Annotated in this window: 18 protein-coding genes; 8 read left to right on the top strand and 10 right to left on the bottom strand. The window is 64.3% G+C overall.

All coding sequences use genetic code 11. The annotated features are described in order from the left end of the window. Nucleotides 1-122: 122 nt before the first annotated feature. The 8 genes from U5A58_RS10130 to U5A58_RS10095 form a co-directional block, all read right to left on the bottom strand. Nucleotides 123-1,565, bottom strand: a complete 1,443-nt coding sequence (locus U5A58_RS10130) for an MdtP family multidrug efflux transporter outer membrane subunit (protein ID WP_321961338.1) — start codon at nt 1,563-1,565, stop codon at nt 123-125. Nucleotides 1,566-1,577: 12 nt separating this feature from the next. Next, the gene (locus U5A58_RS10125; RefSeq protein ID WP_321961337.1) at nt 1,578-3,653 is read right to left on the bottom strand and encodes an FUSC family protein; all 2,076 of its coding nucleotides are present in this window, start codon (nt 3,651-3,653) and stop codon (nt 1,578-1,580) included. 5 nt (nt 3,654-3,658) lie between these two features. Next, nucleotides 3,659-4,717: a multidrug transporter subunit MdtN gene (gene mdtN, locus U5A58_RS10120; RefSeq protein ID WP_321961336.1), complete on the bottom strand. Its 1,059-nt coding sequence runs from the start codon at nt 4,715-4,717 to the stop codon at nt 3,659-3,661. 22 nt (nt 4,718-4,739) lie between these two features. Continuing rightward, entirely contained in the window at nt 4,740-4,937 is a 198-nt protein-coding gene (locus U5A58_RS10115) for a YtcA family lipoprotein (protein ID WP_321961335.1), read from the bottom strand. 133 nt (nt 4,938-5,070) lie between these two features. Next, the gene (locus U5A58_RS10110) at nt 5,071-5,619 is read right to left on the bottom strand and encodes a potassium channel family protein (protein ID WP_321961334.1); all 549 of its coding nucleotides are present in this window, start codon (nt 5,617-5,619) and stop codon (nt 5,071-5,073) included. Between the two features lie 111 nt (nt 5,620-5,730). Next, entirely contained in the window at nt 5,731-6,180 is a 450-nt protein-coding gene (locus tag U5A58_RS10105; RefSeq protein ID WP_321910556.1) for a DoxX family protein, read from the bottom strand. A 677-nt stretch (nt 6,181-6,857) separates the two neighbouring features. Then, nucleotides 6,858-7,304, bottom strand: coding sequence for an HU family DNA-binding protein (locus tag U5A58_RS10100; protein ID WP_321910554.1), 447 nt, complete (start codon nt 7,302-7,304; stop codon nt 6,858-6,860). A 323-nt stretch (nt 7,305-7,627) separates the two neighbouring features. Next, nucleotides 7,628-9,118, bottom strand: a complete 1,491-nt coding sequence (locus U5A58_RS10095; RefSeq protein ID WP_321961333.1) for a PLP-dependent aminotransferase family protein — start codon at nt 9,116-9,118, stop codon at nt 7,628-7,630. 166 nt (nt 9,119-9,284) lie between these two features. On the opposite strand from U5A58_RS10095, the gene U5A58_RS10090 reads away from it, so the two are divergent. Continuing rightward, entirely contained in the window at nt 9,285-9,722 is a 438-nt protein-coding gene (locus U5A58_RS10090; protein WP_321961332.1) for a carboxymuconolactone decarboxylase family protein, read from the top strand. 69 nt (nt 9,723-9,791) lie between these two features. On the opposite strand, the gene U5A58_RS10085 is transcribed toward U5A58_RS10090, so the two are convergent. Next, the gene (locus tag U5A58_RS10085; protein WP_321961331.1) at nt 9,792-11,318 is read right to left on the bottom strand and encodes an oligopeptide:H+ symporter; all 1,527 of its coding nucleotides are present in this window, start codon (nt 11,316-11,318) and stop codon (nt 9,792-9,794) included. Nucleotides 11,319-11,497: 179 nt separating this feature from the next. Here U5A58_RS10085 and U5A58_RS10080 point away from each other — a divergent pair, with 179 nt between their 5' ends. From U5A58_RS10080 to U5A58_RS10065, 4 genes are all read left to right on the top strand, one after another. Further along, a complete protein-coding gene (locus tag U5A58_RS10080; protein WP_321910547.1) occupies nt 11,498-12,181 on the top strand; it encodes a DJ-1/PfpI family protein in 684 nt (227 codons plus the stop codon). A 182-nt stretch (nt 12,182-12,363) separates the two neighbouring features. Further along, nucleotides 12,364-12,693 carry a DUF4148 domain-containing protein gene (locus tag U5A58_RS10075; protein ID WP_321910546.1) on the top strand — a complete coding sequence of 110 codons (330 nt, stop codon included), beginning with the start codon at nt 12,364-12,366 and terminating at the stop codon, nt 12,691-12,693. Between the two features lie 303 nt (nt 12,694-12,996). Beyond that, a complete protein-coding gene (locus tag U5A58_RS10070) occupies nt 12,997-14,493 on the top strand; it encodes a DASS family sodium-coupled anion symporter (protein ID WP_158759538.1) in 1,497 nt (498 codons plus the stop codon). A gap of 40 nt (nt 14,494-14,533) precedes the next feature. Then, a complete protein-coding gene (locus U5A58_RS10065) occupies nt 14,534-15,586 on the top strand; it encodes an Ldh family oxidoreductase (protein ID WP_321935745.1) in 1,053 nt (350 codons plus the stop codon). A gap of 86 nt (nt 15,587-15,672) precedes the next feature. Here the strand turns inward: U5A58_RS10065 and U5A58_RS10060 are convergent, their stop codons facing one another. Further along, a complete protein-coding gene (locus U5A58_RS10060) occupies nt 15,673-16,845 on the bottom strand; it encodes a 4-hydroxybenzoate 3-monooxygenase (protein WP_321961330.1) in 1,173 nt (390 codons plus the stop codon). Between the two features lie 235 nt (nt 16,846-17,080). On the opposite strand from U5A58_RS10060, the gene treF reads away from it, so the two are divergent. From treF to U5A58_RS10045, 3 genes are all read left to right on the top strand, one after another. Next, nucleotides 17,081-18,892 (top strand): alpha,alpha-trehalase TreF, encoded by a 1,812-nt coding sequence (treF, locus tag U5A58_RS10055; RefSeq protein ID WP_321961329.1) that lies wholly within the window; start codon nt 17,081-17,083, stop codon nt 18,890-18,892. A gap of 107 nt (nt 18,893-18,999) precedes the next feature. Next, the gene (locus U5A58_RS10050; protein WP_321935747.1) at nt 19,000-19,674 is read left to right on the top strand and encodes an HAD family hydrolase; all 675 of its coding nucleotides are present in this window, start codon (nt 19,000-19,002) and stop codon (nt 19,672-19,674) included. A 242-nt stretch (nt 19,675-19,916) separates the two neighbouring features. Continuing rightward, nucleotides 19,917-20,831 carry a glycosyltransferase family 2 protein gene (locus U5A58_RS10045; protein ID WP_321961328.1) on the top strand — a complete coding sequence of 305 codons (915 nt, stop codon included), beginning with the start codon at nt 19,917-19,919 and terminating at the stop codon, nt 20,829-20,831. Nucleotides 20,832-20,843: the final 12 nt, after the last annotated feature.

The raw sequence follows: 20,843 nt of genomic DNA, 5'->3' as shown, positions 1-20,843 counted from the left end.
GCAAGCCCTGGCTGGTTTTTTTATGCCCGCGCGCTTTTAGAGCAGGCTCTCTACCTGCCTGTGATTCATGCCGCTCGTCGAGGCACGACACGGCAGGCCCAACGCCGTTCGATGTCGCCAGTTCATTGCGCAACCTGGCTGGCGGGCGCCTCGGCGTCATATCCACCGCCCAAAGCCTTGATCAGGGCGATCTGCTGATTGACCCACTGTCCGTCGATAGACAGCAAGCTGGCCTGTTCCTCGATAACGGGCAAGCGAGCCTCCATGGCGGCAAGCCGGCTCCCCAATCCCTGCTCGTACCGCGCTTCGGCGGCACTTTGGGAATAGCGCGTGGCTTCCAGTTTGTCCGCCTGCAACTTGCGCTTGTCGGCCAGCGTCTGCAATTGACTGCCGTTCACCGCGACGTCACGTACCGCGTCGAGTACGGCCTGGTTGTACTGTTCGATCTTGATGTCGCTCGACGCCCGAGCGCTATGCAATTGCGCATTCAGACTGCCGCTGTCGAAGATCGGCAGATAGAGTCCGGGAATCAGATTGACCTGCTGGCTCGCACTCTTGAACAGCTTGGACAGGGGAATGGCATTCAATCCATAAAACGCCGAGATATTCAGGCTCGGGTAGAAGGCCGCCTTGGCTGCCTCGACCTGATCGAGCGACGACTCCACCTCCCAACGCATGGCCTGCAGATCGGCGCGCCTTGCCAGCAACGCATAAGACAGCGTGCTCGGGACACCGGACAACACCGCTTCAGGCAACGGCGCTGGCTTGATCTCGGGCATGTCGTCCGCGCCTGCGCCAATCAGTGCCCGAATGCCCTCCCGCGTTTCCAGAATCTGGCTACGCGCGGCGGTTACCTGCTGCTCGAGCGCGAGCAACTGGGCACGCGCGGACTGCAACGACGTTCGCGCCTCGACGCCGCGCGCATACTTGTCCTGGTGCGCCTGCACGATGAACTCGAGGACTTGTTTCGATTGCTGGAAAAGATCGAGCTGCCGGTAGCTCATCTGCATCGAGTAGTAGGCCTGGGCGACGCCAGTGGCCAGGCCGAGCTGCGCCGAGGCCGCCTCAGCAACACTTGCGTTCTCCTCGCCAATCGCGGCCCGGACAGACGACCGATTCTTGCCCCACAGGTCGATAGTCCACGTACCGAATACGCCGAGCAAACCTGCGGTGTACCAAGGGCTCATCGGTACCAGAAAGCCACTGGCCGGGCCGCGTCCACGCATCACGACGCCCAGACCGCCGATCTGCGGGCCGCCTTCGGCCCTGACTTCATCAACCTGCGCCTGGGCTTGCGTCACACGCAATCGGGCCGTAGCCATGGTTGGCGAGCCGGCCAACGCTCGTTCAATGAGAGCGTCGAGCTGCGGATCGTTGAAGCGTGTCCACCATTGCGCGTCGGGCCATCCGTCACTCGCGAGATGAATGTCGCTGGCCAGCTTGATGTCCTTTGCGGCGATTTGCGCGTGTGGCGCCGTGTCGTGATGGATTAACGCGCAACTCGACATCAGCCCCGTGATGAGGAAGGCGCCGGAAATGCGCAGAGCTTTTCTTTTAAACGTCATTACACGACACCTTTACTTACCCGGCATATAAATGAGCGGCGCGCCGGTTTGAGGTCCACCCCATTCCGGCAGATCGCGAATATCGTCCATGAGTCGCTCCGCTTTCGCGGCGAGACGCGGAACCTCGATGGCGTCATCGCGGCCGAACAGGACATGCGTGGCTTCTGCCGGTTCGCCCGCCATCCCCTCGGCATAGCGCTGCAGCCGCGCCTGTACCCTCTCCTGCCAGGCTGTCGAATTGCGCTGGGTGGCATCCCCCTCCCGCTGCGCTGCAAGACCGTCTCGCAACGCGTCCCACGACTGGAGCATGGCGCGGCTTTGCTCGAGCACCTGGTCGCCGTTCTCCAGCAACGCTCGTCGCTCGCCATGCGGCCGCGTGTCCTCGAGAAACACGCGATTACGCGTCTCCTCGCAGGCCACGATCGCCATATGGCAAGCCTCCCTCTGCTGCAGATAGTGCAACTGTTCGTCGGCTGCGCCTTTAATGGGCTGGGCCACGAGCCGGCCGAGCTGCCTGACGAGATCGACCAGTTTCTGGCGGAGCGTGCCGGCTTCGCTTTCCGGCCAGAGCATGGTGTACACCACTGCCGAGACTGCCGTACCAATCCAGATGCCCATGGCACGGTCCCGAATTTCGGTGAGATCGACATTGGGACCTTGATCCGCCATGACCGCGATGCAGAACGTCGCCACCATCTGTATGCCGATGTATGACGAGCGCTCGGAACCCGCAGCGATCCACGCACCGACAAAGAACACAGGCGCCGCCATCAAAAGGAGGCTCACGATGTCGTCTATCCGGGGAAGGACGGTCACGCTGCACAGCAGCGCCAAAGCCCCGCCCATGAGCGCGCCACCGAAGCGCAGTATGAGCTTTCGGGAAGTCGCGCCTTGAGTAGGATTGGCGACCAGACCGCAGGTGATCATGCTGGTGTGAATACCGTCCCAATCAACGCTGTGATAGAACACATAGCAAATCAGGCTTGCGAGTAGCGTCTTCAGGGCAAAGCGAAGGTAAGCCGGATTGGTGAACGCATCGGGCACGAACATGCCGCCTTTCCTGGCTGGCGGCATGGTCAACTGCGCCGGGTCGAGACGCGCCAGCTCCTGCAGCGCTCTGCAGACGCCGCCCAAACCGAGTTGCTCGTACTGGTCGGCTTCCTCTGCCGTCGGCTTCCAGTCGGACCGATACGGCGTCAGGTCGATAAAGGATCGGTTCAAGGCCTCGACCTGATCTCGCAAACCGGCCAGCAAACGGCGTGCGTGATCGCTGGAACCCAGTTCATTCACTCCGGAAGCACTGCATACCACGCCATGCATGTAGGACACCGCATCAATGCAGACTTTCCAGTAAGCTTGCGCCGACCGATAGCGGGCACTGCGCATGGCGGCAAACCCATGCAGTTTCTGCAACCTCCCGGCTGCCGCGTCCAGATTGCCTTGAGTCAGCGCGGTCGTGCCGCCCTCCGGGGTTGCGCCCCGCTCAAGGCGTGCGGCGATATCCGATACCTGCCGACCAACCTCCTCCTGCAATTGGCGCAGGGGCTCCGCGGGAAAAAACCAGCCATAGACAATCCAGATGACGATCACCGGATAGAGAAACGACATGCCCATCCACATTGAGCTGCGAACGGCGATCTCCGGATAATCGAGCGAGTCTGGAGTGGTCTGGCCGATGAGCACGGCCACCGCGACCGCAAAAAACACAATCCCCAGCTTGTGAACGCGCATCAGGTACATGCATGCCAGAAAGATGAGCGACGACACGACAATGCGCACCATCGGATATCCGTATGCAAATTTGAGCACCAGAAGAATGGTCGCGACGACAACAAACGTCGATATCACGAACGTCATGCCGACAAGCCGCGTCAGCACGACGTTGGGCTGCACCACGTTGAAAGCGACAGCCCCAATCGACAAGACCAGATAGGGCACACCCAATGTCATCGAGATCAGAACGAGAAGCAAGCCGATAAGCAGCAGACGCAATGTCCACGCCATGCGACCGGGATAGTCGGCCAGCTCCAGCTTGAAAAAGCGCGTGATCGTCGATAACTCTCCGGAGAAAGGCCCGGTTGTCGTCATGGCAACTAACTCCCCTTCTTCGTCCCGGCGCTTTGCGCGTGCTCGAGCAGAGCGACCGCCGACGCGCCTATGCGAAACGCCTCCGGATCGGCATTGTCGACGCGGATCTTGACGGGAAAACGCTGCGCAACCCGCACCCAGTTGATCGTGCGCTGCACCTTGGGCAAGCCATCCACCACACTTCCGCCGTCGTCGGGGAGTACACCGTAGCCAACCGAGTCGACCTTGCCGTGAAAACGCCTGGTCGAATCGTTCATCAAATAGACGGTCGCCGCCATGCCGGGACGAATGCCTTTCAGCTCTGTTTCGCGAAAATTCGCCATCACGTACCAGTGTCCCGTGTCGATGAGCGTGAAGATGGCCTTCTGCGCCGAGGCGAACTCCCCAACGGCGGTCTTCAGCGACACGACCCGGCCGTCGAACGGTGCGCGCACCGTCGCCTGATCCAGATGCAGTTGCGCGAGGGCAATTTCGGTCTGAACGACGTCACGCTGGGCCACGAGGGCCTCGACGCTCGTCACCGCGGCCTCAGCCTCGCGCGCCTGCTGTTCGGCCGACGCCAGATCGGCCTGGGCCGTACGCGTTGCGGTGCGCGCCTGGTCCAGGTCTTCGCTGGACACATAGCCGGGCGCCAGCAACGGCTCGGTACGCTTGAACGTCTGCGCGGCCTTGGCGGCGGTTGCTCGCGCGCTTTCCACCTTGGCGCGCGCGGATTCGGCTGCGTATTCCTGAGACTTCACCGTTCTGCGGGCCGTTTCGATTTGCTTGTCGAGCGCAACCAGCGAAGCGTTGGATCGCGCCAGATCATTCTCGAAGGTACGAGGATCGATGCGAAACAGCACATCGCCCTTTTTAACCCGTTGATTGTCCTTGACGGCGAGCTCGACAATACGGCCACTCACCTCGGGGGCTACGTCGATCGTATCGGCCGACACATAGGCGTCGTCCGTGCGCGGAGCCGTATCCAGGCGAAATATCACGTAAATGCCAAGGAGCAGCGCCAGGAGAGCAAGAGCGAGGGCTGGCCACTTCCTGTTCTGCTTTTCATTGGATGAACCGGCCATAACCGTATTCCTTTAAGAGATACTAAAAAAACGACACCCACAGGAGCAGGGAAAACAAGCCATACAATGCGGAATACAGGACGACTGGCGACCCAACGAGCCGCTCCAGATTCAGGCGCATCAGCAGCGCGCGCATCATGACCGTGAGCACGAGCGCCCCCACGAGGCAAAAGAGCCAACCGGGGAAATAGGCACCCAGAACCGGAATGGAAGGTGGCAACGAGCACCCTGCCAGCGATGCGGCGAGGAGCAACGCAACCCCACATCGGAATATGAGCAATTCGATTGATGTTTCTTTTCGCATAGATTTCGTCAGGGCTCGACTTTCCAATCTCCGGGCCTGCATAAGCCCATCAGGTTTCTATTCCCTTTGCCGACTGCCCCATGGTGAGCAGATAGGAAATAAAGCAAATGTTGTGTGCTGCGCCCAGGATGCCGACTACCATGGCAAAGGCGCGGCCGGGGCCGCTATGCGGCACCATGTCGCCGTACCCGATCGTCAGGAAGGTCACCAGGGTGAAATACGCGTTGTCCAGCGCATTGGGACTATCGATCAACGCGAACTTCTGGCAGATCAACCAGAGCGGCTGCTGAAACAACAACGTAGTGACGAGATAGGACACCCATAACGAGACGTATCCACCCTTCGCGCCGAGATGGACAAACCAGCGGCGCAAAAGCCGAAGTCCCAGTGGATAGGTCAATATCATCAACGCCAGCGCAATCGACATCGCCACCACGGACCACCCGTGGTGACTATCCTTGTCCGGCGCAATGGCAATCACAAACAAAGCCGAGAGGTAGGTGATTCCCACGGGCCTGCCTGCGACGAAGAGATCCTTCGCGATCTCGCGAACCGCCCGGAATGACCACCGCCCGCCTGAAACTGGCGAATCATTCAATCACGCTTCTCCGGTGTGAATGTTCGCCTCCGGCTTTCGCATTGGCAATGAAACGCTCGCCATGCAACCTGGAAACACTGAAATAAACTGACCTGACAACACTTAAGACTCTTAATCTTTATCAATACTCAGACGGCCGCCACCTTGACCTGCGAGAACCAGCAGGCCGCCCGCGACTGCAATGTTCTGGGCAAACATGATGACTTCCTGCATTCTCCGCGCGCCCGATATCGCCCAGAAAGGATGATAGAGAACCGAAGCCGCGACAGTGAACAGCATGAGCAGAGTCGCGGCAACACGCGTCTTGTAGCCCAACAGCAGAGCCAACCCGCCGCCGATTTCCAGGGCGATCGTCGCCGCCGCGCAGAAGACAGGCAAGGGCAGACCACCGGCGGCGACCTCATTGACCGTACCGGAAAAGTCGAAGAGCTTCGCCAGTCCGGCGGGGAGGAAAAACAAGGCGATCAGGACGCGTCCTATCAAAGCGACAATTTCCTCACTCCGGGTACGCACGGATGCACTTGCAACACACTTTTCCAACTTTCCGCAATTTCGGTCCATGAACGATTTGATCCGCTGAAGAAAAAGATGGGTTTCGCGAGGCCCAAAACCAGGCCCGAGATTAGCTGCAGCAAACGATTGAATCGGCGGCTGACAAGTTATCCAAATTCCACGCCATTTCTAATAGGAGAATTCTTAAAATTGTGTGGCGCGCGGAGACGTCCGTCGGCAAGTCGCGCCGGGAGAACAACGCGGCTACCGAGTAGCGGCTCACGGACAATCAACGCTCATGGGGTTGTGACCCGTGAACGCCGCATTTGCGCAAAGTGAAGGCGTTTGGCTGGGGCCGCGAGCGCGGAACGCCAGAGATAGCCGAAGCTGGCACAGGGCCAGGGAATCAAGCCGCGCAGGCGAGTGGTCCGGCGTAGTCACCGTTGCGCAAGGAAGCAATGGACTACGTTCTGTGCGTCGCCACCGGCTGCACGTGGACGTTCAATCACGCTCCCCCGGACTTTGCGGTGAACGTGACAGCGCCCAGGCGGCGGCATGCATTCATCCCGGCCGGCGTGGACACTTCCCTGCTTTCAAGGGACCTGCGATGGCAGGCCGTAGTGCCGCCGGCAACGCACAAGGCAGAAGTCGGCCAGACATAAAAAATCCCCGCGGGCGTCTACGCCGACGGGGATCTTTGGGTACTGACGAATCGCCGACACCCGAAGGGCGCGGCTACAGCGCGATCAGGCGGCTGCTGCGTCCTTCAGCTTCTTCAGGGCGCGCGCCTTGATGCGGACCGATGCGGGCTTGGCCGGGAACCAGCGCTCTTCACCCGTGAACGGATCCTTGCCGAAGCGCTTCTTCTTCGCCGGCACGGCCTGCACGACGATCTTCAGAAGGCCCGACAGCGTGAATTCGCCGGCGCCCTTCTTGTGGACCGAACCGAGGATCGTGTCTTCCAGCGCTGCGAGCACAGCCTTGGCAGCCTTCGGCTCGACGCCTGCGCGCTCAGCGACATGGGTAGCCAGCGAGGCCTTCGTGAAGGTGTCCTTGATCGGCGTCGGTGCGCCGGACGCCTTCACGGCGACCTTCTTAGCTGCGGCCGTCTTGGTGGCGGGCGCTTTCTTTGCAACAACCTTCTTGGCCGGGGCAGCTGCCTTTTTGGCCACTTTCTTTGCGGAAGTCGGCATGTTTCTCCTACCAGTGTTGGTCAGTGAATCGAAGAAGCACTGCGGAATGCATGTGCTTCAACGGCGGATTCTACATACGCGCAAGCGTTTTGCGTGAAGCTTTTGCGTTGTCGTTACGATTTTGTTGCGTGGCGCTGACTCTCGAACACATTTTGACGCCTGTTTACAGGGGTAAACGTGCACCTTGCGTGCCCGAAGCCATGCCGGACGACACGCTTCGCCCGGTGCGGCGCCTGGCGCGCTTGTCAGGAAAGCGCTATACGTATGGCGTTTTTGCGTGATTTCGGCTGCCATGCCGGTGCCCGCGCGACGGCAACGCGCAGTCACAGTGTGCGCAGCAGCGTGGCGAGCGACGTCAGCGCGGCGTCGATACGCTCGGTGTCGACCCCGCCGTAACCGAACAGAAAACCACTCTGCGCAGGCGCTTCCATGTGAAACGGCAAGAGCGGATGCAGGCCGATCGACGCACCGCGTGCAGCCTGTGCCACCGCCGCGGCGTCGAGCGGCGCGGCGAGCCGCGCCGCCAGGTGCAACCCCGCCGTGTTCGGCGTGACGGGTTCGAGCCACGGCGCAAGCGGTCCGCGCAGATGCGTGAGCAGCACGTCGCGGCGCTGCGAATACGTCTGATGCATGCGCCGCAAATGACGCGCGAAATGGCCGTTGAGCATGAAATCGGCGAGCGCCGTCTGCGTGAGCACGCAGCCGTGCGCGTCGCCAATCTGCCGTGCGCGGGCGAGCGGCGCAGCCAGCGCGGCGGGCGGCACCGCGTAGCCCACGCGCAGCTCCGGAAACATGGTCTTCGAAAACGTGCCGACGTAGGCGACGAGACCGGCGTTGTCGAGGCTCTTGAGCGGCTCCATCGAGCGGCCCTCGAAGCGGTATTCACAGTCGTAGTCGTCTTCGATCACGAGTGCGCCGCGCGCCTGCGCCCATTCGAGCAGCGCAACGCGCCGCTCGAGACTCATCGGCATGCCGAGCGGGAACTGGTGCGAGGGCGTCACGTACACGAGCCGCGCCGCTTTCGGCAGACGCGCGACCACGAGCCCCTCGCGATCCACGGGCACGGGCACGACCTTCGCGCCTAATGCCGCGAAAATATCGCGCGCGGGGGGATAGCCCGGGTCTTCCACGGCGACCACGTCGCCCGGCGCGAGCGTCACGCGTGCGAGCAGATCGAGCGCCTGCTGCGCGCCCTGCGTGACGATCACGTCCTGCCAGTTGCTCTGTACCGCACGATTGAAGGCGAGATAGCGCGACACCGCAAGGCGCAGCTTCTCTTCGCCCGCTGGATCGCGATACATGCCGTGCCCGCGCGCCTGCACGCGCAACGCGTCGTTGATGCAGCGCCGCCAGATGTCGAAGGGAAAGCGCGACTTGTCGGTAATGCCGCCCGCGAAGTCGCAGGCGAGCCGCGCGTCAAGGCGCGGCAGCGAGCCGTGCAGCGCCTCGGCTTGCGCCTGCCACCACGGCGTGGCCTGCGCTTTGCGCACCGAAGCGGCTACGGCGCTGGAAGCCGCGGTGGCTGCACGAATCTGCGGATTCGGATGACCGCGCCCGCGCGCAGGCAGGCGTTCGAGCGTATCGGCGACGAATGTGCCTGAGCCGCGCCGCGAGTTCAGGTAGCCCTCGGCGAGCAGCCGCTCGAATACGTCGAGCGTGGTCTTGCGCGAAACGCCGAGCTGCAATGCGAGATCGCGTGTGGACGGCAGGCGCGTGCCGCCTGCAAGGCGGCCGTCGACAATGCTGTCGCGCAGTTGACGATAAATCTGGCCTGCGAGGTCGCGACGGCCCGAAACGGTGACGTGGAGTTCCATGATGACGCTGCAGATAGCGTGCTGCGGGAGCGAAAGTGGTCACCCGAAATATTGCCAGAATGGCTATGTGAACGCGCCAGCGCAGCGCCTAAAGTGCACCTGTGGTTACGCAATTCGCAGGTCCAACCGATCAACGCAAGCCAGTCAACTCGAAAGGTGAACGCTCATGCAGGCACGTATGGATTTCTACAAGGCCAGCCCGGAAGGCACGAAGGCCATGATCGCGCTCGAAGAGCGCGCGAGCAAAAGTTCGATCGAAAAGCCGCTCGCGGAACTGGTGCGCCTGCGTGCCTCGCAGATCAACGGCTGCGCGTTCTGCGTGGACATGCACACCACGGACGCGCGCAAGGGCGGCGAAACCGATCGCCGGCTCGCCACGGTCTCGGTGTGGCGTGAAACGCCTTTCTTCACTGAACGCGAACGCGCGGCGCTCGAGTGGACCGAATCGGTCACGCTGCTCGCACAAACACATGTGCCCGACGAGGTATGGGAGCGCGTGAAGCCGCATTTCAGCGATCAGGAGATCGCCGACCTCACGCTCTTGATCATCGCGATCAATGGCTGGAACCGTATTGCGGTGACGTTCCGCAAGTTGCCGGCCTGAGCATGCAATAAAGCGCGCCGCTCCCGCCGCAGCAAATTAAGCGGCGGCTGAACGCGGCGCGTGTATCGATCACTCGATGCTTTCCGATTGCGGCTCGCGCGCGGCTTGCGCGCCGCTTTTTGCGTGATGCTCGCGCGAGAGGCGGCTCATGATCGGCAACAGCAGCACGGCGACCAGCACGCCCAACGACGCGAGCCAGCCAAGTCCGGTGAAGAGCCGCGTATAAAGCGGCAACGAGGTAAGCGGGTCGAGCGTGCCCGAGGGCATCTGCGCGAAATTCGCCACCACGCTGCCCAGATATTGCGAAACGCCGGTCGCGACGAAGTACGCGCCCATCATGAAGCCGCTCATGCGCGCGGGCACATAGCGCGCGATCATCGCGAGCCCGAGGCCGCTCACGAGCAGTTCGCCGAGCGAATACAGCCCGTAGCCGGCCACCATGAACCACGACGACACGCGCCCTTCTACCGCATAACGCCCGCTCGCCGCGAACACGAAAAAGCCGGCGGCGACCACGGCGAAGCCGAGTGCGTACTTCACCGCCACCGGCACGTCGCGGCCCCGGCGCGCAAGCGACGTGTAAAGCACGGCGAGCACCGGCGAAAGCACCATGATCCAGATCGGATTGAGCGCCTGGAATTGCGCCGGGCTCCATCGGAACAGCGCCATACCGAACAGCGAGAACTGCGGATCGACGTTGCGCAGCGCGAACAGCGTGAGCGACGTCGACATCTGCTGATAGAACACGAAGAACAGGATCACCTGGCACGTGAGGATGAGCGCAGCGATCAGCCCGGCGCGTTCGGCATGCTCGCAACGCACGAGCATCCAGCCGAATATCGCGAGAATGGCGGCCGCCGCGGCGTACACGCAGTCGCGCGCGATCGTTTCATGCTGAAGCACGAACATCGTCGCCGCGCCGAGCGCCACGGCGCCCACTGCCACGAGCGCGGCGCGGCCCAGGTGCAGCGGCTGGTCGTCGGGGGCCGAGCCAATGCGCGCGAGCGTGCGGCGCATCAAAAGGAAGTTGAGGATGCCGAGCGCCATGCCCGCGCAGCACACGCCGAACGCGGCATGCCAGCCCCAATGCTCCTTGATCCACGGCGTGGCGAGCATCGAAACGGTCGAGCCGATGTTCACCGCCATGTAGTAAATGGTGAACGCGCTGTCGAGCTGCGCGTCGTCGCCCTCGTAAATGCGCCTCACGAGGTTCGCTGCGTTCGACTTGAAGAGACCGTTGCCGACCACGATCACGCCTAGCGAAGCGTACATGTGGCTCAGACTGTCGTTGGGCAGCGCGAGCATGAAGTAGCCTGCGGCGAGAATCACGGCGCCTGCCGCCATGGAGCGCCGTGCGCCGAGAATCTGGTCGCCGATCCATCCGCCGATGGCCGGGGCCGCGAAGACGAGCGCGACAAAAGCGCCCCACGTGAGGTTCGCCTCGCGGTCGCTGAAGCCGACCTGCTCGACCATGAACAGCACCAGAAGCGCCGCCATGCCGTAGTAGCCGAAGCGCTCCCACATCTCTATCAGGAAGACCGTCGTGAACGAACGGGTCCTGCTTGCGGTGGTCGGGGCGGTGGCTGGCGTATTCATGTTGCGTATTTCCTGTTGCGGTAGTGCACGGCGCGCGATTGTACTCGCGCGGGCGGCGCTGGCAGTTTTTGCGCGGTTTTTGGCATGGCTACGTATCGTGGCGAGATTACAGTGATTCCCGATTCATCGGCCCACCGCCTGCCCTTTTCGGCAGCCCAACCCTTGACTGGAAACACACCATGGCACTGCAAATCGGCTTTCTCGTCTTTCCCAGCGTTCAACAGCTCGACTTGACCGGCCCATACGACGTGCTCGCCTCGATGCCGGACACCCAGGCGCGGCTCATCTGGAAGACGCTCGATCCGGTTCGCTCGAGCACCGGACTCATGCTCACGCCCGACACGACTTTCGACGACTGCCCGCCGCTCGATGTGATCTGCGTGCCGGGCGGCAGCGGCGTTTCGCAGCTGATTCCCGACGACGAGACACTCGCGTTCCTGCGCCGCCAGGCGGGCACGGCGCGCTACGTGACCTCGGTTTGCACGGGCGCGCTCGTGCTCGGCGCAGCCGGGCTGCTGCGCGGACGCCGCGCGACCACGCACTGGGCCTTCCACGAACTGCTGGAGCCGCTCGGCGCGCTGCCCGTGAAAGCGCGCGTGGTGCGCGACGGCAACGTGCTGACCGGCGGCGGCATCACTGCGGGTATCGATTTCGCATTGACGCTCGCCGCCGAACTGATTGGCGACGAGGCCGCCCAGGCGTTGCAGCTCGAACTCGAGTACGCGCCCGCGCCGCCGTTCGCTGCTGGCGACCCCGCCAGCGCGCCGCCTGCGATCGTGGAAAGGTTGCGCGCGCAGACAGCTGCGTCGCTCGCCGAACGCGCGCGCGTGGTCGCCGCGGCAGCCGCGAAACTCGCCGCCTGAGCGCCCGGTGAGGCCGGCGCGGTTGCCTCGCCGTTGCCTTGAGGTGACGTGGTAGCCAGGGTCAGCGCCTGCTACCGCCTTTGTTGTGGATCGATTACATTGAGTGACGGGCGCACCGCCGCCGTTTGCGCCCGTCGTCCCAGCCCTGGGTAAGCCGTTCAAATCAATCATTAGGGGAATCAATGCGCTCCACCACCAGCAAGCTGACTCTCGCCGCAGCTACCGCCGCATTCCTGATCGGCGTCGCCGCGCCGGCATTCGCGCAAACGGAAGCCAGCGCTCCTGCCGCCAATCAGGCCACGCAACCGCTCACCAAGGAACAGAAAGCACAAGCCAAGGCTCAGGCCAAGGCGCAGCGCAAGGCCGAACGCAAGGAAGCCCGCGCGAAGAACAATGCTGAGTTGAAGAAGCTGGAAGACGCGGGCTACAAGCCGGCGCTGAACGATCCGAACTATCCGCAGAACCTGCAGGACGCCCAGAAGAAAGCTAACGCCGCTGGCGCCGCCCAGTAATTCGCGTGATCAGCCGTTTTAACCGGCTGCGTTGCCGGTTAAAACGCTTCCACCGTCCATTTGCCCGCCGCACCCGCAGCACGTTTGAACGCTGCACGTCCCCCGTTTTCGCGCCCGCCCGCTCCCGCCGTACACACTAGACGCTTCATCAGTCGAATGGCAGTACCATCCGCGAAGCGAATGCGCTGACTCGTTCGCAAGCCGCAACACCGTCGCTTTTCGACGCAGCACGCGCTCGCCCGGATGCCACTCCGATGCCATCGCGAGCCATGCCGCGTGCATGCCCAACATGGAGTCATCGCCATGAACGCACCCCAGCCAGCCGCCAACGCAAGCGCCGCGCCGCAGAAAAAGGGCATCCCTGTGGGCCTGATCGCGGGCGTGATTGCGCTCGTCGTCGTGCTGCTTCTGCCCTTGCCCGATAGCCTCCCGCCCGCCGGCCAGCGCATGCTCGCCATCCTCGCATTCGCCGTGGTCGTGTGGCTTACCGAAGCCGTGTCGTACGAAGCGAGCGCCATCATCATCACCTCGCTCATGGCGTTTCTCGTGGGCACCGCGCCCACCATCGAAAACCCCGCGGTCGACTACGGCACCAACAAAGCCATCAGCATGGCGCTCGCGGGCTTCTCCAATTCCGCGCTCGCGCTCGTGGCCGGCGCCCTCTTCATCTCGGCCGCGATGACCGTCACCGGTCTCGACCGGCGCATTGCGCTCGTCACGCTCTCGCTCATCGGCACCACCACGCGGCGCATCCTGATCGGCGCGGTCGCCGTGACCATCGTGCTCTCGCTCGTGGTGCCGAGCGCCACCGCGCGCAGCGCCTGCGTCGTGCCGATCATGGTGGGCGTGATCTCCGCGTTCGGCGTGGACAAGCGCTCCAACATCGCGGCGGGCATCATGATCGTGGTGGCCAACGCCACCAGCATCTGGAACGTCGGCATCCAGACCGCCGCAGCGCAGAACCTGCTGACCGTGGGCTTCATGGACAAGATGCTCGGCGCACGCGTCACGTGGCTCGACTGGCTCGTGGCCGGCGCGCCCTGGGCGATCGTGATGTCGGCCGTGCTGCTGTTCATCGTGCTCAAGATGTTGCCGCCCGAAGCCGATGCCATTGCGGGCGGCAAGGAAGCCGTCGAAGCCTCGCTGCGCGAACTGGGCCCCATGACCGGGCCGCAAAAACGGCTGCTGGGCGTCTCCATCGGCCTGCTGTGCTTCTGGGCGACCGAAGGCAAGCTGCACCCGTTCGACACCACCTCGGTCACGTACGTGGGCCTCGTGCTGCTGTTATTGCCGCGTTTCGGCGTGATGGACTGGAAGACCGTGCAGAGCCGCATTCCGTGGGGCACGGTGATCGTATTCGGCGTGGGCATCAGCCTCGGCACCGCCCTGCTCACGACGAAGGCGGGCCAATGGCTCGGCGATCTCGTCGCGCATCACACGGGGCTCGACACCGCAGGCCCATTCATTGCCTTCGCGATTCTCTCGGCCTTCCTCATCCTCATCCACCTCGGTTTTGCGAGCGCAACGGCGCTCACTTCCGCGATGCTGCCGATTCTCGTGTCGGTGCTGCAGTCGATGCAGGGCGACTTCAATCGGCTCGGGCTCACGATGCTGCTTGGCTTCGTCGTGAGCTTCGGCTTCGTCCTGCCGATCAACGCGCCGCAAAACATGGTGTGTCTCGCCACGGAAACGTTCACGGCGAAGCAGTTCGCGCGCGTGGGCATCGTGTTGACGATTGTCGGCTACCTGCTGTTGCTGCTGTTCGCCGCGACGTGGTGGCGCTGGCTGGGCTGGATCTGAACGCTGCACCCGAACACCGCACTGTTGCGAGGAGCCGCTCATGGAAGTCAATATCGACGACGCACGCCGCTTCGCCACGGCCGTGCTCACGAACGTCGCGGTGCCCGAAGACATCGCCGCCGATGTAGCCGACCATCTGATCGAATCCGACCGCGTGGGCTACGCGAGCCACGGCCTGTCGATCCTGCCGAACTACAAGCGCGTGCTGGCCGCGGGTTTCGTCGCCGCCGACGGCCGCGCCGAGCGCGTGGTCGACCGCGGCAGCCTGATCGGCTACGACGGCCACAGCGGCTTCGGCCAGCACGTGGGCAAGGTCGTGATGGAAGACGCGATCGCTCGCACGCGCGAACATGGGCAATGCATCGTGACGCTGCGCCATAGCCATCACCTGGGGCGCATGGGCCATTACGGCGAAATGGTCGCAGCGCAAGGCTATGTGCTGCTCGCGTTCACCAACGTGGTGAACCGCTCGCCGACCGTTGCGCCGTTCGGCGGCCGCGAGCCGCGGCTCACGACCAACCCGCTGTGCTTCGCGGGCCCGCTGCCGGGCGGGCGGCCGCCCTTCGTCGTGGATATCGCCACGAGCGCCATTGCCGTGAACAAGGCGCGCGTGCTCGCGGAAAACGGGCTGCCGGCGCCCGATGGCTCCGTGATCGACGCGAACGGCCAACCGACGAGCGACCCGAACGTGCTGTTCGCCGACCCGCCAGGCGCGCTGTTGCCGTTCGGCCTGCACAAGGGCTATGCGCTCGGGCTCGTGGCGGAATTGCTCGCGGGCGTGCTCTCGGGTGGCGGCACGATCCATCCGGACAATCCGCGCAATGGCGTCGCCACCAATAATCTGTTCGCGCTCGTGCTCGATCCGCAAGTCGATTTCAATACGACGTGGCGCTCGCAGGAGGTCGAATCGTTCCTCGACTATCTGCTCAGTTGCCCGCCCCAGGACCCCTCGCAACCGGTGCAGTATCCTGGCCAGTACGAAGCGGAAAATCGCGCGCGCCACATGCAGACGATCACGCTGCCCGACTCCGTGAAAAAGCCCTTCGCCGATATCGCGAACGAACTGGGCATTGCGCCGCTCACGGCGATTTGAGCCCGCCCAGCACGAGGCCGTAAACGCATAACGGCCGCGCGAGCCCCTCGGGACTCGCGCGGCCGTTTCGATGCGCTGCGCTTACGTCACACCGCGACCGCGCCGACGTAGTTCTCGGCCATCGCCGTCGCGGCGGCGCGCGACGTGGTGACGTGCTCCAGCTCGGCTACCTGCAGGCGCTGCTCGAACGGCGTGGCGTCGTCGAGACGGTGCATCATGCGCGTCATCCAGTACGAGAAATGCTCCGCGCGCCAGATGCGGCGCAGCGCCGTTTCGCTATACGCGTCGAGCAGATCGTTGCGGCCTTCCTTGTAGAACGCCACGAGCGCCGCGCTCAGCACGCGCACGTCCGCCACCGCGAGATTGAGGCCCTTCGCGCCGGTAGGCGGCACGATATGCGCCGCGTCGCCCGCGAGAAACAGGCGGCCATGCTGCATCGTGGTCGTGACGAAGCTGCGCATGCCCACGATGTTCTTCTGGAAGATCTTGCCTTCCACCACCTGGTGGCCTTCAAGCGAATCGACGCGTGCGTGCAACTCGGCCCAGATGCGGTCGTCGGACCAGTTCTCGACCTTGTCGTGCGGGTCGCACTGGAAGTACATGCGCTGCACATTCGGCGAGCGCGTGCTGATGAGCGCGAAGCCGCGATCGTGGCGCGCGTAGATCAGCTCGTCGGAAGTGGGCGGCGCTTCGACGAGAATGCCGAACCAGCCGAACGGGAACACGCGCTCGTAGTCCTGGCGCAGCGCCGCCGGAATCGTGGCGCGCGACACGCCGTGAAAGCCGTCGCAGCCGATCACGTAATCGCAATGCAGCTCGTGCTCCTCGCCTTCGTGGTGGAAGCGGATCGACGGCGTGCTGGTTTCCACGCCGTGAATCGAGGTGTTCGACACGTTGAAGAAGAGCTTGCCGTCGGCGGCCACGCGCGCGGCCACGAGGTCCTTGAGCACTTCATGCTGCGCATAGACGGTGATGGCTTTGCCTGTGAGGCCAGTGAGATCGATGCGGCGGCGCTTGCCTTCGAACGCGAGTTCGAAGCCATGATGCAGCGCACCTTCAGCCTTCATGCGCGCGCCGACGCCCGCTTCGGTGAGCAGGTCCATCGTGCCTTGCTCGAGCACGCCGGCGCGAATGGTCGATTCGATCTGCTCGCGGCCACGCAGTTCCAGCACGACCGAGTCGATGCCACGCAAATGCAGAAGATGGGAAAGAAGCAGGCCCGCGGGCCCGGCGCCGATGATGCCAACCTGAGTGCGCATGAGATGTCTCCTGATGCGGCGTTGCTTGAATTGATTTTTCGCAAGTTTCACCGCTGCACCCGTTATCGCGCAACGCGATATGGAGAATATGCACTATCTAGATTTCGAATAGCGCCGCAACCGCCTGCCGGTTCGCTAACCGTTGTGCGGAACGGAAATTGCTCGTTGGCACGCTTCGCCTGCGCTTCAGGTTTGCCCGCCGGCGCGCTCCTCGCCCACCAAGAACATCAAGCCCATGCCTTTGCCACGCCGCTCCCGCACGCCCGAATCCACCACGAAACCCCGCCGCACGCCCCGCCGTACACCGCTTGCCGCCACGCTAGCCGCCGCGCTATGTCTCGCATGGCCGCTCGCCCAACCCGCCTGTGCCGCCGACGCCCGGGCTGACGCAGCCGCCCGCGCCAGCGCGCAGGAATTACAAAATCCGGTTCGTTCGCCAGCGCAACACGACACGGCAAAAGAGAACCCGCCCGCCACGCCCGCCGACCTCTACGGCCGCCTCTATCACGACGTGCAGCTCGCGCAGATCTTCCCCGACAGCAAGACGTTTGCCGACATGCTGCCGAACGAGCGCCCCGCCCAGATCACGGCGGCCTACGAGCGGTGGCGCCAGCAGCACGCGGATGAGCACGACGACGCCGCGCGCAAGGCCGCGCTCGCGCAGTTCGTGAACCAGTCCTTCACGGCCCCGGCGCAAACCGGGGACCACTACGTTTCCGACCCGAACCAGGACGTAGTCGGCCACATCGACACGCTCTGGAACGTGCTGAGCCGACGCCCCGACGCGAAACCGAATCCGTATTCGTCGCTGCTGCCGCTGCCCTATGCGTACGTCGTGCCGGGGGGCCGCTTCAACGAGATCTACTACTGGGACTCGTACTTCATCATGCTCGGTCTGGAAGCGAGCGGCCGCCACGACCTTGCGCTCGACGAGCTGAACAATTTCGCCGCGCTGATCGACCGCTACGGGCACATCCCGAACGGCAATCGCACGTACTACCTGAGCCGCTCGCAGCCGCCGTTTTTCGCGCAGATGGTGAGGCTCGTCGCCGAGAAAGACGGCGACGCCGTGTACCTCCATTACCTGCCGCAACTGCGCAAGGAATACGACTACTGGATGGCCGGCGAACAAACGCTCAAGCCCGGCCACGCCGCGCGGCACCTCGTGCGCCTGCCCGACGGCACGCTGCTCAACCGCTACTGGGACGCACGCAACCGGCCGCGCGACGAGTCGTACCGCGAGGACATCTTCACCGCGCGGGCCACGCCGCAACGCGACGCTTCGGACCTCTGGCGCAACCTGCGCGCGGGCGCGGAAACGGGCTGGGACTACAGTTCGCGCTGGCTCGCCGACGGGCACACACTCTCGACCATCGACGTGACCTCGCTCGCGCCGGTGGACCTCAATTCGCTGATGGCGATCCTCGAGCGCACGCTCGCGAAGGCCTACGGCCTGAAGGGCGACGCGCGCGAGGCCGCATGGATGACGAAGCGCGCACAGCAACGCGCCAAAGCCATCGACCGCGTGCTCTGGGACCCGCAATTGCATGCGTACAGCGACTACGATTTCGCGCACCGCACGCTCACGCACCGGCTCACGGCGGCGACGGTCTACCCGCTCTATGCGGGCGTCGCGACGAAAGGCGAGGCGCAGGACGTGGCCGCCGCCGTACGCGCCGGCCTGCTGCGCCCGGGCGGCCTCGCCACCACCCAGGTCGCGACGGGCCAGCAATGGGACGAGCCGAACGGCTGGGCGCCTTTGCAATATCTCGCGGTCGTGGGGCTGCGCCGCTACGGCGAGGCGGACCTCGCGCAGGAAATCGCCTCGCGCTGGATCGCGACGAATCTCGCTTACTACGCGCGCACGCACAAACTCGTCGAGAAGTACGACGTGAGCGCGTCGGCCACCCAGGCGTCGGCGGCGGGCGGCGGCGAATATCCGCTGCAGGATGGCTTCGGGTGGACCAACGGCGTGCTGCGCGCGCTGCTGCAGATGTATCCGCAAGCCGGTGCCGCACAAGGCGCCGCGGCGGCAAGCGCGCCCTAAGGCAACATCCGCAACATCCGCAACGCCCGCGGCGCAGGCCGTGGGCGCGCGGCGTACACTTTTTGCGCCGCTAAAGCGAAATCGTCGTGTTGCTTCAGGAGCTACCCATGCGCAGCGAATCGGCCTTTTTGTTCGACCTCGACGGCACGCTCGTCGACAGCGTCTATCAGCACGTGCTCGCGTGGAAGGAGGCGCTCGATGCGGACGGCATCGAGCTTTCGGTGTGGCGCATTCACCGGCGTATCGGCATGAGCGGCGGGCTCTTCATGAACCAGCTGCTGCGCGAGACGCACGAGGCCATCTCGCCCGAGCGCATCGCGCGCCTGCAAAAACTCCACGCCGACGCCTACCGCCGCCACGCCGACCAGGTGCGCCCGCTGCCCGGCGCGCGGGCGCTGCTCGACGCACTGACCGCCGCCCAGGTGCCCTGGGCGATCGCCACGAGCGGGCGGCTCGCCACGGCTTCCGTGAACTTGCAGGCGCTCGGCGTGGACCCGGCTGTCACGACCGTGGTCACGCGTGACGAAGTGCGCCACGCCAAGCCGGACCCCGATCTTTTCGTCGCCGCGGCGTTGCGGCTGAATGTGCCAATCGAACGCTGCCTCGTGGTGGGCGACAGCGTCTGGGACATGCTGGCGGCCCAGCGCTGCCGGGCGCTCGGCATCGGCCTGCAGTCGGGCGGCTACGGCACCGAAGAACTGCAATGCGCAGGGGCGCTGCGCGTGTACGAAGATCCCGCCGATTTGCTTGGCCACCTCGACGAAGTCTGCGCCCGCGACTGAGTTGGCTCACTACGGAGCAAACCGGGCACCGCCGGCCATGGCGCGAAAATTGCGCGTTTGACGGCTGTGCAGTGCAGCACCGCGGCCGCGCCGCCATGCCTTTAGCACATCGCGTGTACTGCATGTCGCGCGCCATCGGCGTATGCTGACAGAGGTCAATTCGATAACTCACCGGCCGGCTTCCGCCGCCTGCTGCGATGAACGACTCTGCCCACGCCCCCGGAACTCCCAGCGCGCCACGCGTGACGGTGGTCGTCCTCACGCGCAATCACGTGCGCCAAACCATCGATACCATCGCGCGCCTTACCGCGCTTCCCGAGCACCCCGACGTCATCGTGGCCGACAACGGCTCCACCGATTCCACCGTCTCCCTGCTGGCGTCGCTCTTTCCACAAGTGCGCATCGTCCAGACGCTCGGCGACCGCGGCATGGCCGGCTTCAATCGCGCCGTGCTGCTCGCGCGCACCGATTACGTTGCGTGCTGCGACGACAGCACCTGGTTCGCACCCGGCGCGCTCGCGCGTGCGGCACATCTGTTCGACGCGCACGCGCAAGTCGCCGTGCTCAACGCGCGCGTAGTGAGCGGCGACGAGCGCGAAATTCACCCCGCCTGTCTGATGCTCGCCGCCACGTCGCCGGGCGCCGAAGGCCTGGCGGGCCCTGTGCTTGCTAACTTCATGGCCGGCGCGTGCATTTTCCGCGCGGCCGTGTTCCGCTCGCTCGGCGGCTACGAGGAGCGGCTTTCGCACGGCGGGGCCGAGGAGCTTGCCGCGCTCGACATGCTTTCTGCCGGACACCAGATCGTCTATTGCGAACAGGCGCTCGCGCACCGCGAACCGCTGTATCGCTGGTTCACGCGCGCGCAGCATTGCGCGCTCGCGCGCAACACGGCCTGGGTGGCGTGGATGCGCCTGCCTGCACGCGACGCGCTCGCAGCAACCGGCCGCGCGCTCGCGGTGTTCGCCCGCCAGCGCTCGCTCGGCCCCGCGGGCGTCGCGCTGCTGCGCGGCGCGTTCTGGACGTTGCGCGCGCGCCGCGTGGTGCCGCCCCACGTCGTGCTGCTCACCCGCCAGGTGCGCCGCGCGGAACGCCACGTGCGCGCAGGCATTCCGGCAATGGCCGAAAAGTACGACCGCTCTGGGCAGCGCGCGTGGTAAGCTGCGGCGCCT

Source organism: Paraburkholderia sp. J7 (assembly GCF_905220155.1).
In the GTDB taxonomy this organism is placed as follows: Bacteria; Pseudomonadota; Gammaproteobacteria; order Burkholderiales; family Burkholderiaceae; genus Paraburkholderia.
This window is presented reverse-complemented; position numbering and strand designations above follow the sequence as displayed.